This is a genomic window from Psychrobacter vallis (assembly GCF_904846715.1).
GTDB classification, from domain to species: domain Bacteria; phylum Pseudomonadota; class Gammaproteobacteria; order Pseudomonadales; family Moraxellaceae; genus Psychrobacter; species Psychrobacter vallis.
Map to the genome: position 1 here is coordinate 1 of NZ_CAJHBU010000007.1, position 19319 is coordinate 19319.

A 19319-nucleotide genomic window follows, 5' to 3' on the forward strand; every position below is an offset into this window, starting at 1 on the left:
TTAATCCATTAATCCATTAATCCATTAATCCATTAATCCATTAATCCATTAATCCATTAATCCATTAATCCATTAATACAGTGCATTAGCACAAGCCCACATTATCTAACGCTTCATCAAATATAATGACGAAATATTTATTATGATCCTTATTTTCAGCACTTTTTTTATATCTTAGCGGTTTTCTGGCTTTCTTACTAGATATTACCCATAGCAGATAAGTTGTTACCATGAGATTGGCCTAACCGTAATTTGGTATGCCTCACTGGCTATTTTTGCTATTATGAGCGACATCTTATTACCAATATTATGATGCCCTTATGATGATTCATCCTCAGTACGATCCAGTAGCCTTGGCAATTGGACCAGTCGAAGTCCATTGGTATGGCCTAATGTATCTGTTGGCATTTGCCGCAGCTTACGGTTTGGCTTGGTATCGCAGTACCAAACGTGACGGTTGGACGACCGACATGGTCTCTGACTTGGTATTTTTTGGTGCGCTTGGTGTCATTTTAGGTGGCCGCGTTGGCTATGTGTTGTTTTATCAATTCGGTGAGCTGCTACAAAACCCTGCTTATCTGCTCAAGGTTTGGGAAGGAGGCATGTCTTTCCATGGCGGCATGATCGGTGTCATGCTAGGGATGCTGTACTTTGCTCGCAAATACAAAAAAACGCCGTTTCAAGTGCTCGATTTTATCGTGCCTTGCGTGCCGACGGGTTTATTGTTTGGCCGTATTGGTAACTATATCAACGGCGAGCTATGGGGACGCGTCTCTGATGGTGGTTATAATTGGCTCACTTATTTTCCACAGGCAGCTGGCTTTGATATGCAGCAACTACAAGCCAATCCTGCACTGCAAGACATTATGACTGAGGTCAATGGTCAATATTTATTGCCTCGTCATCCGTCACAGCTGTATGAAGCCTTTGCTGAAGGTCTGCTGTTATTTTTGTTCTTGTGGTGGTACTCATCAAAACCGCGTCCACGTATGGCAGTGACTGGCGTCTTTATGTTCGGTTATGGTTTTAGCCGCTTTATCATTGAGTTCTTTCGTCAGCCAGACGTTGACCAAGGATTCATATTGTTAGGTTGGATGACCAAAGGACAGATGTTAAGTGCGCCAATGATTATTATTGGCCTGTTCTTGATTGGTTACGCTTACAAGCGCGGCATCTACGATTGGGGTAAGCAGTCAGCTTATTAAGCGTTATTTTTAGCGAGTATCAAATTAATAATATGCTTTGATAGCATAGAAGAGCATTTTTATGAACAGTAGCAACCTTAACAGTAAAAATGAGCAAGCCTATTTGGATTTGCTGCGTCAGGTTCTGAATGAAGGTATGGAAAAAGGTGACCGTACTGGTACTGGTACGCTCAGCCATTTTGGCGCGCAGTTACGTTTTGACTTGGCATCAGGGTTTCCACTGTTGACCACCAAAAAAGTCCACTTTAAATCCATTGTTTATGAGCTATTATGGTTTTTAAGCGGCAGTACTCATGTCGATTATTTACAAAAAAATGGCGTGCGCATTTGGAATGAGTGGGCAACGGCAGAGCAAACGGCACGTTTCAATCGCCCTGCAGGTGATTTAGGCCCCGTTTATGGTCATCAGTGGCGCAACTATGGCGCAAGTAAGCTTGAAGACGGCAGCTATCATAGCGATGGTGTCGATCAAATTGCGCAAGTTGTCGAGCAAATCAAAACCAACCCAAATTCACGACGCTTAATTGTGTCAGGCTGGAATCCGGGTGAAGCAGAGCAAGTCGCCTTGCCGCCTTGTCATACGCTGTTTCAGTTCTTTGTCGCGGACAATAAACTGTCCTGCCAGTTGTATCAGCGCTCAGCAGATTTATTTCTAGGCGTACCATTTAATATCGCTAGCTATGCTTTGCTTACCCATATGGTCGCACAAGTTTGCGGATTAGACGTTGGCGAATTTATCTGGACGGGTGGCGACTGTCATATTTATCAAAACCACCGTGAGCAAGTTGAATTACAGCTGACTCGCTCGCTTTATCAGTTGCCAACATTGACGCTCAATCCTGATGTCGATGATATTTTTGCATTTAACTATGAAGACATTAGCGTGCATGGTTATGAGTCACATCCAGCGATCAAAGCAAAAGTAGCGATATAAACAGCGGTTTTTACTTCTTTTTTCACGAGAACAATAAGGATAGATTATGAGTTACGCCCGTACTGAAGTCGCCCAAATCGCCGCTATTAGTGGCAATCGCTGTATCGGTAAGGGTAACGAGCTACCGTGGCATATCTCAGCAGATTTGCAGCATTTTAAACAGATGACGACTAAAGAAAATGATGGCGCTGTTCAGGGCATTGTTATTATGGGTCGTAAGACTTTTGAGTCGATGGGTAGCAAGCCATTACCAAAACGTGTGAGCTTCATTGTGACGACACAGCTAGATTATGCTGAGCAAAAAAGTCTGATCGGCAAGAATAACGCTTATGTGGTACATAATTTAGACGATGCCTTGACGCAAGCAGCCAGCCTTGCTCACGGTGCGCATCTTGATACGATTTGGGTAATTGGTGGCGAGCGCGTCTTTAATGACGCTATGATGTATACCGACCGTATTGAACTGACGCACGTCGATACTGAAATCACTGATGGCGATGCGTTTTATCCTGAATTGCCAAATGAGTTTGTAGTCGCAGAAGAATCTGAGCAAATGCATGATGAAAAAAGTGGTCTAAGCTTTAAATTTGTGACTTACAAAATAGAAGCCTAATTTCGTTTAGTCTTCTATTCAATTTTCATAAGATATAACTTAAGAGGAGAAATTAGATATGGAAAATTAAAAAAGCTCAGCAAAATTAATTGCTGAGCTCAAAAAACTTTTAGATAAGACAACTATGGAGCTAGACTCCATTGTTAGCTGAAGCATAAAGTTTATTTACCTTGGACGGTTCATATATTTTATAGCAAATACTAATAAACGTCTACGTCTCCATTGTTGTGAAATTATCATCATAACTATGGAGGTCATAATGACCATTCAATGCGGTTATCCTAAAGCTGTGCACGTACGTTGGTACTGGAGATATAGATTTAATCGTTGGGAACACGTTTGTGAGCATTGCCGCAGTTATCCAAACCAACAGTTAAGTTTTGATTTTAACGATTAGAATTTCTAACGTTAAAAAGACAACAGCCTAATGGTTGTTGTCTTTTTTTATATAATGAACAAATTTACTCATGCAATACTTTATAAACTGTTTTTGCGAGTACTGGTCCAATCCCTTGTACGCCGGCCAATTCTTGCTGTGACGCCCCTAGCAATTGCTGCATACCACCAAAGTGGTTGAGTAAATCGCGGCGGCGCTTTTCACCCAGTCCCGGAATCACTTCTAGCACTGACGATGAACGACGCTTATCACGCTTTTTACGGTGAGCCGTAATAGCAAAACGATGCGCCTCATCGCGAATATGCATCAATAAATGCAGCGCCTTACTATCCATGGGTAAATCAAGCGGCTCATGATCGATAAAGTGCAACACTTCAAGCCCCGCTTTACGTCCCTCACCTTTTGCCACACTAATCAGCAAAGTATCACCGAGGATGCCCAGCTCGGTCAGTACTTCTTTTGCTATGCCCAGCTGACCTTTGCCGCCATCAATGAGCAATAAGTCAGGCAGTGGTTGTTTTTTATAACGGCGCGTCAGCACTTGCTTCATCGCGGCATAGTCATCGCCACCGATAATATCATGAATGGCATACTGACGATAATCGCGGCGGCGCGAGCCACCTTGATCAAAGACCACGCAGCTGCCAATGGTCGCCTCACCCATCGTATGAGAGATATCAAAACACTCGATCCGGTCAATAGTACGATCAGTGACATTGGCCAAGACATCTTTTAGGGCACCAAAGCGTGCATGCAGCTCCAGATAATCGCCTAGCTTGGTTTTTAGCGCATTATTGGTATTCAATTTTGCCAAATCTAGCCATTCTGAACGATCTTCGCGTACATTGGTCTTCATCACGACCTTACTACCAAAATGCGTCGCCAGTGCTTCACTAACGGCATTTTGATCCGGCAACTCATGACTTAAAATGATTTCTGCGGGCAAATCATCGGTCACCTGAAAATAAAACGAGCTAATAAAGGCCGATAAATTATCTGCCAATGGCTCACTGCTATCGACATCAGGGAAATAATTCTTGCCGCCTAGCACGCGGCCACCACGTACGGTCAACACGTTGACACAGGTCATGCCTGCCTGACTGGCAATGGCAATCACATCAGCCTCTCCCTGAACCGTATAAACAGCTTGTTTCGCTTGTACTTCACGTAGCATAGACAACTGATCGCGATAAAACACCGCTTTTTCAAAGTCTAGTGTTTCCGCAGCAGCTTCCATCTTTTCAATCAAAGCGCTGTGAATGTCGCTAGAGTCGCCTTTTAGAAAACGAATGGTATTATTAACATCCTCTGCATACTCGTCGGCTGATACTAAACCCACGCAAGGCGCACGGCAACGCTTAATCTGATACTCAAGACAAGGACGCTTACGCTGTTTAAAAAAAGTATTGGTACATTGGCGCATTTGAAACATTTTTTGCATCAAGACTAAGGTTTCTTTGGCCGCATGGGCAGAAGGAAAAGGGCCAAAAAATCGACCTTTTTGATGATTGCCTTTACCGCGACCATAAGCCAATCTAGGATAAGGCTTGTCCGCTGAAATAAACACATACAGGTATGATTTATCATCACGCAATAGGACATTATAAGGCGGACGATATTCTTTAATTAAATTTTGCTCAAGTAGTAACGCTTCCGTCTCACTACGCGTAATAATGGTCTCGATGTTGTGAATCCGCGCAACCAATGCCCGTGTCTTTGGATGGTCGATGGTCTTGGCAAAGTAACTGTTTACGCGGCTTTTTAGCGATTTGGCTTTACCAACATATAAAATATCGCCGTTTTTACCCAGCATTTTGTAAACCCCTGGCAAATTTGGCAGGCGCTGAATCAAATGCTTAAGACGGGCTTTTTTGTCATCGACAAGACTCGATTCTGAGACAGTAACCATAGAATTTTTTGCTCTCAAAAATGTGAGTAATACCAACATTTATGGGGCGACATGACTGATTTTGCAAGCCAATTAGAAACCCAGTCGTACCCACAAAAAAAGCCAGCACAAAACTGACCTTTTCATTTATTAAAATGTCGTTTACGTCAAACAAAGCTTACTTAATGACGGAAATTTGGTAGCAACGCTGGAATACCAGGCAACATACCAACGACAGCCATTACCCCAGTCAAGATCACGAAAGTGATAACAGGAATAATCCATCGATTCATTTTTGAGAGATTGGCACTGCGTTCTTTAGAGCCAATGAGTCCTAGATTATCAAGTACCAAGGTGATCGACCAACCAAACGCTGGATTTACTAAGGCCGAGGCAAATACGACAATCGCAGCGGATTGCGTCGTCTTACCCTCACGGGTCATCTCCATTCCCGCTTCAAGCAGGGGAATAAACACGCCGACAATCAGCGCCACACACATCACTGGCTCCCAAATGGCTAAGTCCATTGGATAACCCCAGACACCGGCAATGAGACAGAATACCCCAGTGAGTACTGCCCCTGCTGGAATAGGCCGCTTAGCAATCGCCGCTGGCACAATATAAGTACCCCATGACGAAGCAAAGTTAGCACCGCCGAGTAATGAGCCTGCCACCTGACGAATTGAGGCACTGGTCATCGTATCATCGATATCCATGAGCACACGCTCAGTGCGTTTTGGATAGCTGATTTTTTGAAACACTTGATGACCCAAAAAGTCCGGTGACCACATGGCTACCGCCAATACTGCAAATGGTAGCACCACAATAAAACTCTCAACAGTAGGCAATCCTAGCATCCAGCCCGTGTCTTCACCCCACCAATACATCGGATTCATATTTGGCAGACCTGGTGCGGTTTCAAATGCAAACGGTGCGCCCATGGCGAAGGCGACACCACCACCCAACAAACAACTTAAAGGCACTGCTAGCCAACGTTTTTGGAAATTTTCTAGTACTGCATATAGGATAATCGTAAGCAAAATTACCACAAAAGCAATGTGCGCCATGCCAATGCCTTCTGCCCAAGTAAACAGATTCTTAACTTGCGAAATCGTGCCGATAAAGCCTAGATAAAGCAGCAAACCACCACACACGCCTTTACTGGTCAGATTTGCGAGTAAACTGCCTCCTTTACTGATTGCCAGCAACAAACCAAAAGCCCCAATGAGCAAACCAAAAGCCATTGGATGACCACCAGCGGCAACCACAATAGGAATCAGTGGAATTAATGGGCCATGAGTACCAGCAAGATTGGCTGTTGGTAATAAAAACCCTGAAAATAAAATGACAAAAAACGAAACAATTAATAATTCATAGCGGACGTTTTCTAAAACGAACGCATCACTCAAACCAAGTGGCCCAGCAAAAGTTGCGGCAATGGCACCCACCATAACCACTTTACCAATCGTTGCTGCCATCGCTGGAATGGTATCCTCATATTCAAAACGATAATCACGAAATGGCAAGTTGGCACGCCAGCGCTTTGGCTGCATAATCTGTAGTTCATGGTTGAGATAAGCATCACGATTGTCAAAGCTTGAGCTTGGCTTGTGCAAGTCTATATAACTGCCTTGCAACTCGCTGTCTTGATTGGCTTGGTTTGATGGCGGCGGATTAGACCCTGAAGATCGAGTCTGAATGTTACTCATCACATTTCCTTGTATCGATTACATTTTTGATTGACGCATATTTTTTGGTTTGGCATTCACCAAATGACTATGCGGTCATCTTAAGCTGGGAACCATTCTATTCGATGGGATAAGGAAATGCGAACTTGAGACAGATGAAAGATACTGAGCGTATCCTTATAATGTATAAATTAAAGTTTTCGTTTAATACGAAATTAAACTTAATAGGAAACTATCAGGAAGAAAAAGCCCTAATATAAGCCTGCAAATAAAATAAATGATACTTTTATTAAGAATGATTTACATCTAAATATTTTTTATCATATAACTAAATACTAAAGATAGTTATAATAAATACTAAAGATTACTTTATGACAATCATGAAAACTTTATTCCGGTTACGCTTTAAGGCTAGCGAATATAAGGGTTTTTAACTATGCTAAATATTTTTTATCCACTATCATTTAATATCACCCACTCAAAAATAGTGCTACTGATATCACGATAAAAATCAAGAAAAGGCAATAGGACAAGTTTATGAGTTTACTACCCTTCAACTTTGAAACACTAAAACGCAACGCTAAGAAAAACATCATGCCGCTGCTAACACCGCATTTAATTAAGCTGCGCATCAATACTTATGCCCCTTATATTGGTGCGGGTATCAAAATTGACCATATCGACCTTGATCAAGGGCTATGCGTGGTGAGCATGGGACTCAACCGTCTAAACAAAAACATCGTTGGCACTCAATTTGGTGGCAGCTTATATTCAATGGTTGACCCATTTTATATGTTGATGCTCATGCACCAATTGGGCAGCAGCTATGTGGTCTGGGATAAAAGCTCGCACGTTGAATTCATCGCACCGGGCACCAGCAAAGTAACCGCCCGAATGAAGATTCCTAGTACCGAAATTACTACCATCCAAGAACTGGCAAAAAATGGTGAAGCAGTATTTCGCCAATATGAAACAGATCTAGTCGATGATCAACAAAAAATTATTGCTACGGTCACTAAGACGATCTATATTCGACTACGTAAGTACAGTAAATCTAAAGATCAAAGTAGCCATGTGGACAATATTGATGATTAGCATGGGTCTTTAAAGCTAACGTCAAAACTTTAATCTAGGCATACAAAAACCCCAATCTAGCATTCGCATAGACTGGGGTTTTGTCTTTTTTGGTATGGCCCGCTTATTTATAAATAAACCTATGAATAAGGGCTTGTATCTACTTTTACTTTACTTTTAATCAATCGCAAATTTTACGATTGATTAAAAATAGTAATCTGCTGCTTAAATACCAGGTGCAGTATCAACTGCATCAGGTACGCCAGCGTCAGTTTTTTTCTGAGCAACTGAACGAGCAGGAAGCTTTTCGCGGATACGGGCTGATTTACCAGAGCGCTCACGTAAGTAGTATAGTTTCGCACGGCGAACAGCACCGCGACGTTTCACTTCAATGCTATCAATGATTGGTGAATGCAATTGGAATGCACGCTCAACACCGACACCACTTGAAATTTTACGTACGGTAAACGCTGAGTTTAGGCCGCGGTTACGCTTAGCAATTACAATGCCTTCAAAAGCCTGTAAACGCTCACGATCGCCTTCACGTACTTTTACTTGAACCACAACGGTATCGCCGGGTGCAAAGCTTGGGCGCTCAAGCAATTGAGCGTTTTCGATGACCTGAACCAATGGATGCTTGTTGCTCATGAGAGTTATCTCCTCACATTAGATAATAGAGGCTTGACGCATATCACCTGTTTGTAATAATTAATCGCATCTCTTTATAGTGAGACACAACGTAAATGGGTTATAACCAACGGCCATTATGCTATGACTCGTTTTATTATTGCTCAAAATTCTATCGCTTAACTGTTTATCAAGCTTCATAACAATAAGGTCAGATTTTAACAATCTACTTCTTATCTGATTTTGCCAATGCTTTTAACCACTTCGCTTGCATGACCGTTGGGGTAAACGCTTGCCATAAGTCGGGACGACGCGCTTGCGTGCGACTGACTTGCTGACTAAAGCGCCACTTAGCGATATTGGCATGGTGACCCGAAAGTAAAACCTCAGGTACTGCCATACCAGCAAACTCATGCGGCTTAGTATAATGTGGACAGTCAAGCAAGCCATCAACGAACGAGTCTTGCTCAGCTGACTTGTCATCCCCCATAATATCGGGTAGACGACGTATCACACTATCCATCAACACCATTGCTGGCAACTCGCCACCAGTCAACACATAATCACCTAGTGATACTTCCATGTCGACATACTGCGACAGTAAGCGCTCATCAATACCTTCGTAACGACCGCACAATATAATCATGCCATCATACTTAGCCATACTAACCACACTACTCTCGCTGAGCGTCTGCCCTTGTGGTGACATATAAATCACCGGACAATGCTCACTGTCGATACGACATCCGTATCGACTAGCTCGTTGACGCGCATCCTCAACGGCTTTTGATAATGGCTCAGCCATCATCACCATCCCAGGACCGCCACCATACGGGCGCTCATCAATACGGCGATAGTTATCAGTGGTATAATCACGTGGATTAATGCATTCAATCGTCACTTGTTTCTGAGTGACTGCCCTACCCGTAATTCCAAACTCACGAATTGTGGCAAACATTTCAGGAAAAATACTTATGACGGCAAAATACATCTGATGTCTACTTGCACAGTGGCTAATAACGGCTAAATGAATCGGTATGAATATTGACGACACTTCACAATAAAGTTAAACGTTATATCAATAATCACTCGGCCATGCCACCAGCACTGTTTTTTCAGTCATATCGACCTGTATAACAGTTTGCTTGTGCCATGGAATCAGGCGCTCTTCACTGTCTAAACTGTCCGAATTTGCCGTTACCCGCATGATGTCATGGGCACCGGTTTCAAACATTTCAGTGATATTGCCTAGATACTCATCCTGCTCGTTAAGAACGCGCAGACTGACCAAATCCGACCAATAATATTCGTCCTCTGCTGTTTCAGGCAAGACGTTTTGTTCGACCCAAACGGTAACACCGTTCATGGTTTCAGCAACATTGCGATCAGGAACTTGCTCAAATTGAGCCACAATTCCTGTTCCTTGCTCACGCCACGCTTTAACAGTCAAAGGTTTCATGCCAGTGGCAGTTTTCATCCACCACGGCTGCATGTCGAATATCGCTTTACGATCATCCGTATCGCTAAATACCCAAAGCCAACCTTTGATGCCATAAGGCTTCTTTAGCTGAGCGATTTTCATAAGGGCACTCGCGTTTGGAACAGATGACATAACGGCTAACCTAACAATGATTAAAACAACAATTGCAAAAACAATTGTGCCAAAAGCGATAAACAGTTAATGGCGCACCCTGGTCAGACCAGTTACGCTATGTATTCTAAAGTCTACTGAGTCATATCATAGTTTTGCCATGAGCGGCTCACTCAGTAACAACGAAAACTTAAGCAGTTGCTTCAGTTTGAGCTGCAGACTTGTTGTAAGCTTTTGCTAATGAAGCAACGCGATCTGAAGGTTGTGCACCTTTTGCGATCCACGCATTGTACGCTTCCATGTTTAGGCGTACTGCTTCTTCAGACTCTTTAGCGAGTGGGTTAAAAAAGCCGATGTTTTCAATATAGCGACCGTCACGCGCGCGGCGTTGATCAGCAACAACTACTTGATAAAATGGGCGTTTCTTGGCACCGCCCCGTGCTAAACGAATAACAACCATGTGAATTCTCTCTTTCGCAGGTATACCAAAAAGGGCATAATTATATCACAGTCTTGATTTATTGAAAACATAAACTGTGCTTATTTAATTATTTATTAACAATAGCTTAAATGCCCGTTGATGTAAAACGTTATTGATAATTGGCGCGGATTTTCAACCAGCCGTGTTGTTGGTTTATTGTGCTACTCTATAGCATCATGGCACGATCAGTCATTAAAATGATGACTCTCATACTTATAACAATAAAATCGTGCCTTAAAAGTCATAAAAAATCGTTGTCGCTGCACTAAATTTGATAAAGCCTCTTTCTTAACCTGTTGGATTTTTATGATCACTCCAAACCCGCAACCTCGTCGGAAAAGTTGGCGACCACGCTCTTACTCTAATACGTGGCTGACAACGCTGATGGTCGCTTTTATTGTCCTTATTAGCGTTGGCTTATCGATTCTGTTTTTTTGGCGCAGTCTGTATTTGCCTGAGCTAAAAAACCATGCACGCTATTTGACGAGCGAGTTACAGTTGATGAATAGCGTCAATGAAGATTGGCAAAACCGTCCTGAAGTACGTCAGTGGATTTATCAGCACTCTCATGTGGTAGTGGTCAACAACCCCAATGACTTTCCCATAGTGTCTGATAAAGCATTTGTCGGTGTCTTTACGGATGTGTTACAACGAGAAATTGGGGCGCAGTTAGGTCGGCCTGTTGAGGTTTATTTTAAATTCAAACCAACGCCGCAGCTTTGGGTACAAGACAGTCGTGACGACAGTTTTTGGATTCGTGAACCAGTGGTTTATTATTCGCAGTACAGTCCGGGATTGTTGGTCATGTTCCTCATTGGCTTGCCAATTTTGTCGCTGCTGACCATTATTCTGCTAGCGCGGCAATTAAATCGTCCATTACGCTATTTACAGCGCGCAGCGACCAACTACATTCGCCTTGGTCATGCAACGACTTTGCCAACGCAAAAAGGCCCAACAGAAATACGTCAGGTAAATATGGCATTCAATCGTCTATTTACCACTTTAAATCAAGCGCAAAAAGAACGCACGATTATGCTTGCTGGCATTTCACATGACCTACGTACGCCATTGACTCGTATGCGTTTGACCGCTGAGATGTTGCCCGACGACTTTTTTCGAGAAGGATTGATTTACGATATTGAAGACATGGATGCGATTTTAGAACAGTTTATCTCATTTATGAAAGATGGCTCTGATGAGCCTGTCAGCTTAACCAATTTAGACACTATCTTTAATGAAATCATGGTGCAGTTCTCACCGATGGAATTTATTTATCAATCAGGGTTTAACGAAGTTGTCCCCGTACGCCCTATGTCCATTAAACGCTTGATTATAAATTTGGTGAACAATGCAAAACGTTATGGTGAGCCGCCCATTTATCTATCGGCAACTGTCGTACCCACCTTCATAGAAACCGTGGTGGAGGAAGATAGCGATATTGTCAGTGAAAGCGTTGTCAATAAAGAAGCTCAAGAGCAACTGATAATATGTGTCCGTGACTGCGGTAATGGAGTAGCAGAAGACCAACTAGAGCGTATTATGCAGCCCTTTGAGCGCGGAGAGACGGCACGTACCACGCAAGGCAGTGGTCTGGGTCTTGCTATTGTAGGTCGTATCGCAAGACTGCACCATGGGACAGTTGAAGCCATCAATCATCCTGATGGTGGCTTACAAGTATGCGTGCGTATTCCGCTACTTTCTAAGGTTGCTGGAGATACAACCATCGCGGCCGACACAGAAAAAGCATCTGCTTTTGACAATAGCACACTGGATAAAGAAGACTGAAAATGCATTTAAACGCTTAGGCGGTATTGTTTTAACTGACCCAAACTATTCTTTAGTGCCAATGGTAGGCGGAATGTACTTGGCACTATTGGCAAACTCCAATGGCTGAGTAATATCCGCTTTCGCCGCTTTTAGCGTTTGAGTCGCCGCTGGCTGCTGCAAGAATAGATAATAACCTAATGTTATCGCATTCAAAAGTACCAAACCACCAAATAAATACGGCATCTTTTATCCTCCTTTATATACAGCTATAGTCAATCCGCTTTAAACAGAACACAATAAAGAGCACAGTACTGCTGAGATGAGTTTTTTGAAAAATTCGCTAGCCACAAATAAATCCACTTAAAAACAAGCTATCACCTTACACAGCTACATTATTTTTCATCAAAGTCACTCTCACTTTTTTCTTGCGTCAATTCATCCGCCGCAAGAATTTGTGCCAATGGTTTGATAGGCCATGTCATTATAAACCGAGCACCACCAAGATCTTGGCTTTCATCGACTTTCATACCACCATTAAACCAAAAAGCAATACGCGATACAATAGACAAGCCTAAACCATAGCCGCCTGACGCTCGTGTACGGCTGTCATCTAAACGTGAAAATGGAATGAAAACCTTTTCGCGATCCGCTTCAGGAATACCCTGACCATCATCTTCAACACACACAAAAGCATTACCCTTTTTGACGCCAGCACTAATAATAATTGTCGTTTCTGCATAACGTAGTGCATTACCTGCTAAATTCTGAATCACACGGTGCAGATAACGTCGATCGGCAACAGCTGTGACTTTGGCATTTGGTAGCTTAGTCACTATTTTGATAGGTTTGCCTAAGGCGTTGGTCTCACGTTCAATTTGTTCAAGCAACTCTTTGAGGTTCACTGGCTTTAAGTCTAATTTTGGTGATCCTTCCTCAAGCTTGGCATAGGTCAACATCTCATCAATCAAACCATTAAGCGATTCGATGTCTTCATCAATATAATCGCGCTGCATAAAACGTGAGTCTTCATCATCCGTATCCGCAAGCATATCTACTGCAAAGCGAATACGAGCAACGGGTGTACGCAATTCATGTGACACCGCTCTTGTCAGCTCTCGCTGGGATTCAATCAAACGTTTGATATGGGAGGTCATAGCGTTAAAAGTCGCTGATAAACGTGCAATTTCATCTTGCCCGATTACCTGAACTTGAATATCAAGATTGCCTTTACTGACTTCGTTAACACCCACTTGAATCAGTTGCAATTTGCGCTCAAGTGGAAAAATAAGCGCATACACACCCAAACTGATTAAGAACATGCTGATCAAAATCATACTAATGATGAGATTGAGTGGAAACCAATTAAACAAGGGCACAGGGCCGATCAAAATGGCCATGTCATTGATCTCAGATGGTACTATCACTCTAATGGCCGAGTTACTTTTGCTACTGCTGGTATCTTGTAATGAAATGACCACCTCATCACGGCGCAAGCGCGCCATCTGATCAGTGTCCAAATTCAATGCATTGACCGCCTTAAACTCTAGCGGAAAAGAGAACTTTTTTTCTAGCTCAGCCAAACGTGCTCGTTTGTCAGACAGCGTCATATGATAAGACAAATCGTCCAATAAGAACACTGCGATTGCCCTTACTTGCTGCTCAGTCACCTCTGATATTCTTGCCGTCAAGACGCTTTGATTGTCTGGCAAACGATAATAGACATCAGCATATATAGGTTGATTGAAATAACGAACGACCGTATTGCCATTTTCGAAACGCCGTAGTTCACTGGCATTAAAATCTATGTCTTTGATAGGCACAATACTAAATTTTGTTCCAAACAAACTACTGGCATCGGACAACCAATATTCACGCTGCTCTTCATTGTCTTGATGCGAGATACCTTCACTAACAAGATGAAAAGCCCCCGTTGCCATATTTTCACGATAAGACTGCACACGTTCTTTATTGATTGTTTCCATCAATAGCTGGGCAAATAATGCCACACACAAACAGACTATGAGTAGTCCAGCATAAATACGAACAAAAATACTGTGTTTAAAAGAAGAAAATAATGACATACGTGCCGTGACCAACTTAATAGATAAAAATTGCTGATATTGTTTTCAGCATATGAATGCTGCATTATAAATGATATCGAGTATTGTTGAAGAAAGACCAATTTTGGCTGCTATATTTTAACTTATACATGATAACTACCTAAAACCACATATATTATTAGGGCGTGTCTCCATTTCAAAAATGGTGATAAAAATGAGATAAATTGCTGTCAAACAAGAAAAATAGCGCAGATAATATCGGGATATTAATCAACTATTTGACGATGTTTGGCAAGATTTAGCCATTTTTAGCCCATTTAGATGACTATCGAGTGCATTGAAGACACGCCCTAGTCAGCACCCACAATAATGGCTTAATTAAACCACATAACGTCGCATTTAAGTTTAAAAATTAAAATTTAGCCACAAAAAAAACCAGCGTATAGGCTGGTTTTTAGTGAACGCTAATAATCAGTAAGCAGTCATATTAGGAAAATTGACTCAGTTGCTTTCTTTCACAAACAAATAACCCTTGCTACGAACGGTTTTGATACGCTTTGGATTTTCTGGGTCATCGCCAATTTTTGGACGAATACGTGAAATACGCACATCAATTGAGCGATCCTGACCGTCATACTCAATACCACGTAAACGCTCAAAAATATCTTCACGTGACAAAATACGACCAGCATTAGAAGCAAGCAACCATAACAGATCATATTCAGCACTAGTAAAATCGACCAACTCATCACCTAAATTGACTGAGCGACCACCATTATCAATAACTAGTTCGCCAAACTCCAAGCGCTGTGGTACATCTTCTGACGGTGCATTTTCTGAGCGACGTAATAAAGCACGAATACGAGCAAGCAATACACGTGGCTGAGCAGGTTTTGCAACATAATCATCAGCACCCATCTCAAGACCTAGGACTTGATCCATGTCTTCAGTACGAGCAGTCAACATCAAAATAGGATTCTGGTAATGAGGGCGCACTTCACGGCATACCGTAAGTCCATCGCTACCAGGAAGCATGACATCAAGTACGACCAAATCTGGCTGCTCATTGACGATACGTCGAATAGCACGGTTACCATCAGTTTCAATGGCTACTTCTAAACCATTTTTGACCAAGTAATCTTGAGTCAACATGGCCAAACGCTCATCATCCTCAACAATTAAGATTCGGGGGGTGTTGTCTTCTTCATTCGTTGTCATTGTTATATCCTCTAATACATCTCATTTAAAATCAGTAAAAGTAAGAGCGGTAAAATTAATAGCACCCTAAAGCGGTACAATTGATGTTCGTATAGCTGTTACAAACTTGGTAGCACAGTATACTATTAAACACTCAGCTTCCTATACTATAGCTTATAGTCGTTAACAAAACCTATAAACTACACCTATCAAAACTTTAGTTTACGTCCGAAAATTATATGCTTTAGCGCATAAAAGTGAGTAAGACAACTTTCATCCTCTTTTCACTGTTTAAATTTGTACAAAAATACATCTATATTTTCGACGTAGTAATCGTACTTTTTATGTTACTCAATACTTATATCATGTTCAACACTTTGAGTAGCAAGGAAAAAGTACAAATACGGTATTTCATATACTGAGTGCGTTCGACTCCGCTCATGATATTTTTTGGTATTGGCATTACTGTCTATCATATCTAATATAACCATATATTAGCATTGTCGCCAGCAACATTTTTAGGGATTTTTCAGTATTAGTTTATTCTTTAATAATTAGTATTAATATTGCAAGAAAGCTATAGTCGGTGAAAAGTAATATCGATACAACACGTACTGCTGGTGCAAATTTTTCTTGCTTGCTGTGCCTACGCAGCTCGATGCTGCAAAAAATTTACACCAGAAATACTGTAGCGACTTTAAAGTATTTCAACTATATATAGCATGATTGATATTGCTTTTCATAGCTTATATAACAGAATAAATAACGATGTAATAGACGTAAAAAAACAGCCCATAATGGGCTGTTTTTTCATTACAGGCAAAATTCAGCCTTTTCAACAATAAGACTAAGCGCGGTTTTTGTACTTACGGATGGTTTGTAACTGCGCCACTGACTCTGCCAACGAGGCCAAAGCTGCATTCGTTTGTACCGTATCAGATTGATTAACCAGCATCTGCTCAGCTTTTTTGCGTGCTTCAACAATTTTACTTTCGTCCAAATTGTGCGCGCGCATTGCCGTATCTGCCAACACTGTTACCATTTTTGGTTGTATTTCTAATACACCACCTGATACATAAATCACTTCCTCTTCACCGTCCGGTGTTTGCACTCGCATTGCACCCGGTTTTAGCAAAGTAATAAGCGGTGTGTGACCTGGCAATACACCAATCTCGCCTTCGGTACCAGTAGCTATTAACATGCTAATTTCGCCTGAATACAACTCTTCACGAGCACTTACGACGCGACATTGTAACGTTGCCATACTTAACTCCTTACGATCAAAACACAAGCAAAACTGCGATACGTTACTAACTGGCAAATAAACTTGTTACGGCCTATCTGCCTTTTAGCAAATGCTAACACAACTTACGCGGCAGTAGATTTCATTTTTTCTGCTTTAGCAACAACTTCATCGATGCCACCAGCCATATAGAATGCTTGCTCTGGTAGGTCATCGTATTCACCAGCGATGATTGCTTTGAAGCTAGCAATGGTATCGCGTAGTGGTACATATTTACCAGGTGCACCAGTAAAGACTTCTGCAACGTGGAATGGCTGTGACAAGAAGCGCTGAATCTTACGCGAACGATAAACGACTAGTTTATCTTCTTCTGATAACTCATCCATACCCAAGATAGCAATAATGTCTTTTAACTCTCGATAGCGCTGCAAAATTTCTTGCACGCCGCGAGCAACGTTATAATGCTCTTCGCCGATTACCAATGGATCGAGCTGACGTGACGTTGAATCTAGCGGATCAACCGCAGGATAGATACCTTGTGAAGCGATATCACGGCTCAGTACAACAGTTGCATCCAAGTGAGCAAACGTGGTTGCTGGTGATGGATCTGTCAAATCATCCGCAGGGACATATACTGCTTGCACAGAAGTAATAGAACCTGACTGAGTTGAGGTAATACGCTCTTGTAGCATACCCATCTCTTCAGCAAGTGTTGGCTGGTAACCAACCGCTGATGGCATACGGCCAAGCAATGCTGATACTTCAGTACCGGCTAGTGTATAACGGTAGATGTTATCAACAAAAAGCAATACGTCACGACCTTTGCCAGTAGCAGGATCTTTGGTATCACGGAAGTATTCAGCCATGGTCAAACCAGACAACGCAACACGCAAGCGGTTACCCGGTGGCTCATTCATCTGACCGTATACCATCGCAACTTTAGATTTGCTAAAGTCTTCAGTGTTTACAACGCCAGCTTCTTGCATTTCGTGATAGAAATCGTTACCTTCACGCGTACGCTCACCAACACCAGCAAATACTGATAAACCTTCATGTTTTAGAGCGATGTTATTGATCAGCTCCATCATGTTGACGGTTTTACCAACACCAGCACCACCGAACAAACCAACTTTACCACCTTTAGCAAACGGGCAAAGTAGATCAATCACCTTAATACCAGTCTCTAGCAGCTCAGTGCTGTTTGACTGATCCGCGTAACTTGGCGCTTCACGGTGGATAGACCATTTTTCGTCAGCAACAACCGGACCTTCTTCATCGATAGGACGACCAAGAACATCCATAATGCGACCAAGCGTACCGATACCAACAGGTACAGCAATAGGTGCACCAGTATTGGTCACTGTTAAGTTACGCTTTAGACCTTCAGTTGAACCCATTGCAATAGTACGGACGATACCATCGCCTAACTGTTGCTGTACTTCTAGCGTGGTTTCGGTACCATCTACATGCAAGGCATCAAAAATTTGAGGAACTTCGTTACGGTTGAACTCAACGTCAAGAACCGCGCCAATAATCTGTACAATACGACCGCTACTCATTGCGTTCTCCTTGAACTTCTATATATAGGTGTAGTCAATTATGAAACAGCAGCAGCACCGCCAACGATTTCCGAGATTTCTCGGGTAATCGCCGCTTGACGCAGCTTGTTATAAACCAACTGTAAATCGTTAATAAGGTCACCAGCATTATCTGTTGCCGCTTTCATCGCAACCATACGTGAAGATTGTTCAGAAGCAATGTTTTCCATTACCGCTTGATAGACAATCGACTCAATATAACGGCCAAGCAACTCATCAATCAATGTTTTGATATCAGGCTCGTAGATATAATCCCAGCTCAGTTCTGTTTGAATGCCGCTCTCTTCTTCACCAAACGCACTGTCTGGTAAAGGTACCAACTGATTGACAGTTGGCTTTTGGGTCATAGCATTCACAAACTTATTATAAACCACGTAAATACGGTCTATTTTACCGTTAGTATAATCATCAAGCATCGCTTGAACCGGTGCATTTATCTGCTCAAACGTTGGCTTATCACCATAATCGGTTACCGCCGAGGTCACTTTACCACCAAAGTTTTTGAAAAAACTCACACCTTTAGCGCCAATAACTGCAAACTCAGTTTGTACAGATTGATCTTGATACTGCTGGATACTCTTAGATAAGGCTTTGAATAGATTAATATTCAAACCACCCGCTAGACCACGATCAGAGGTAATGACAATATAGCCTACCTTGTTGATTGGACGCGATACCATATACGGATGTTTGTAGTCTGATGAGGCATGCACCAAATGTGAAATAACCCGGCGCATACTATCAGCATACGGGCGACCCACTTCCATGCGCTCTTGAGCACGGCGCATTTTACTTGCGGCTACCATCTGCATAGCGCGAGTAATTTTCTGGGTGCTTTTAATACTGGTGACTTTGGCACGTATCTCTTTTAAGCTTGCCATAATGATTCCAATATAAGAGGGTTAAAAAGCATTGGCGCATGCAACAATCATTTAATATATAACATTATTTTTATA

At 42.2% G+C, this 19319-nt stretch carries 17 protein-coding genes; 5 read left to right on the forward strand and 12 right to left on the reverse strand.

The window, feature by feature from the left end:
- Positions 1–320 precede the first annotated feature (320 nt).
- The 3 genes from lgt to JMY02_RS05945 all read left to right on the forward strand — a co-directional run bounded on the left by lgt (position 321) and on the right by JMY02_RS05945 (position 2752).
- On the forward strand, positions 321–1205 hold the full coding sequence (gene lgt / locus JMY02_RS05935; RefSeq protein WP_201596244.1) for a prolipoprotein diacylglyceryl transferase: 885 nt from the start codon (positions 321–323) through the stop codon (positions 1203–1205).
- A gap of 61 nt (positions 1206–1266) precedes the next feature.
- Positions 1267–2139, forward strand: a complete 873-nt coding sequence (locus JMY02_RS05940) for a thymidylate synthase (RefSeq protein ID WP_201596246.1) — start codon at positions 1267–1269, stop codon at positions 2137–2139.
- Between the two features lie 46 nt (positions 2140–2185).
- Positions 2186–2752: a dihydrofolate reductase gene (locus JMY02_RS05945; RefSeq protein ID WP_201596248.1), complete on the forward strand. Its 567-nt coding sequence runs from the start codon at positions 2186–2188 to the stop codon at positions 2750–2752.
- Positions 2753–3213: 461 nt separating this feature from the next.
- On the opposite strand, the gene uvrC is transcribed toward JMY02_RS05945, so the two are convergent.
- Positions 3214–5058 (reverse strand): excinuclease ABC subunit UvrC, encoded by a 1845-nt coding sequence (uvrC, locus tag JMY02_RS05950; protein ID WP_201596250.1) that lies wholly within the window; start codon positions 5056–5058, stop codon positions 3214–3216.
- Positions 5059–5219: 161 nt separating this feature from the next.
- Positions 5220–6746 (reverse strand): DUF3360 family protein, encoded by a 1527-nt coding sequence (locus JMY02_RS05955; RefSeq protein ID WP_227678430.1) that lies wholly within the window; start codon positions 6744–6746, stop codon positions 5220–5222.
- A gap of 516 nt (positions 6747–7262) precedes the next feature.
- On the opposite strand from JMY02_RS05955, the gene JMY02_RS05960 reads away from it, so the two are divergent.
- Complete coding sequence (locus tag JMY02_RS05960; protein WP_021812798.1) at positions 7263–7820, forward strand: DUF4442 domain-containing protein; 558 nt, start codon at positions 7263–7265, stop codon at positions 7818–7820.
- Positions 7821–8024: 204 nt separating this feature from the next.
- On the opposite strand, the gene rplS is transcribed toward JMY02_RS05960, so the two are convergent.
- From rplS to rpsP, 4 genes are all read right to left on the reverse strand, one after another.
- Positions 8025–8447 carry a 50S ribosomal protein L19 gene (rplS, locus tag JMY02_RS05965; protein WP_021812799.1) on the reverse strand — a complete coding sequence of 141 codons (423 nt, stop codon included), beginning with the start codon at positions 8445–8447 and terminating at the stop codon, positions 8025–8027.
- 205 nt (positions 8448–8652) lie between these two features.
- Positions 8653–9417 (reverse strand): tRNA (guanosine(37)-N1)-methyltransferase TrmD, encoded by a 765-nt coding sequence (gene trmD, locus JMY02_RS05970; protein WP_201596252.1) that lies wholly within the window; start codon positions 9415–9417, stop codon positions 8653–8655.
- A gap of 87 nt (positions 9418–9504) precedes the next feature.
- Entirely contained in the window at positions 9505–10038 is a 534-nt protein-coding gene (rimM, locus tag JMY02_RS05975; protein ID WP_201596254.1) for a ribosome maturation factor RimM, read from the reverse strand.
- A 169-nt stretch (positions 10039–10207) separates the two neighbouring features.
- Positions 10208–10477, reverse strand: coding sequence for a 30S ribosomal protein S16 (gene rpsP / locus JMY02_RS05980; protein ID WP_021812802.1), 270 nt, complete (start codon positions 10475–10477; stop codon positions 10208–10210).
- A gap of 327 nt (positions 10478–10804) precedes the next feature.
- Between rpsP and JMY02_RS05985 the strand changes: the two genes are divergently transcribed.
- On the forward strand, positions 10805–12283 hold the full coding sequence (locus JMY02_RS05985; RefSeq protein WP_201596256.1) for an ATP-binding protein: 1479 nt from the start codon (positions 10805–10807) through the stop codon (positions 12281–12283).
- Between the two features lie 45 nt (positions 12284–12328).
- Here the strand turns inward: JMY02_RS05985 and JMY02_RS05990 are convergent, their stop codons facing one another.
- The 6 genes from JMY02_RS05990 to atpG form a co-directional block, all read right to left on the reverse strand.
- A complete protein-coding gene (locus JMY02_RS05990; RefSeq protein WP_201596258.1) occupies positions 12329–12508 on the reverse strand; it encodes a hypothetical protein in 180 nt (59 codons plus the stop codon).
- 149 nt (positions 12509–12657) lie between these two features.
- Positions 12658–14346, reverse strand: coding sequence for an ATP-binding protein (locus JMY02_RS05995; RefSeq protein WP_201596260.1), 1689 nt, complete (start codon positions 14344–14346; stop codon positions 12658–12660).
- A gap of 480 nt (positions 14347–14826) precedes the next feature.
- A complete protein-coding gene (locus tag JMY02_RS06000; protein ID WP_201596262.1) occupies positions 14827–15543 on the reverse strand; it encodes a response regulator in 717 nt (238 codons plus the stop codon).
- A gap of 826 nt (positions 15544–16369) precedes the next feature.
- Positions 16370–16786, reverse strand: a complete 417-nt coding sequence (locus tag JMY02_RS06005) for a F0F1 ATP synthase subunit epsilon (RefSeq protein ID WP_201596264.1) — start codon at positions 16784–16786, stop codon at positions 16370–16372.
- A 104-nt stretch (positions 16787–16890) separates the two neighbouring features.
- Positions 16891–18324 carry a F0F1 ATP synthase subunit beta gene (gene atpD / locus JMY02_RS06010; protein WP_201596266.1) on the reverse strand — a complete coding sequence of 478 codons (1434 nt, stop codon included), beginning with the start codon at positions 18322–18324 and terminating at the stop codon, positions 16891–16893.
- A 38-nt stretch (positions 18325–18362) separates the two neighbouring features.
- A complete protein-coding gene (atpG, locus tag JMY02_RS06015; RefSeq protein ID WP_201596268.1) occupies positions 18363–19244 on the reverse strand; it encodes a F0F1 ATP synthase subunit gamma in 882 nt (293 codons plus the stop codon).
- Positions 19245–19319 lie beyond the last annotated feature (75 nt).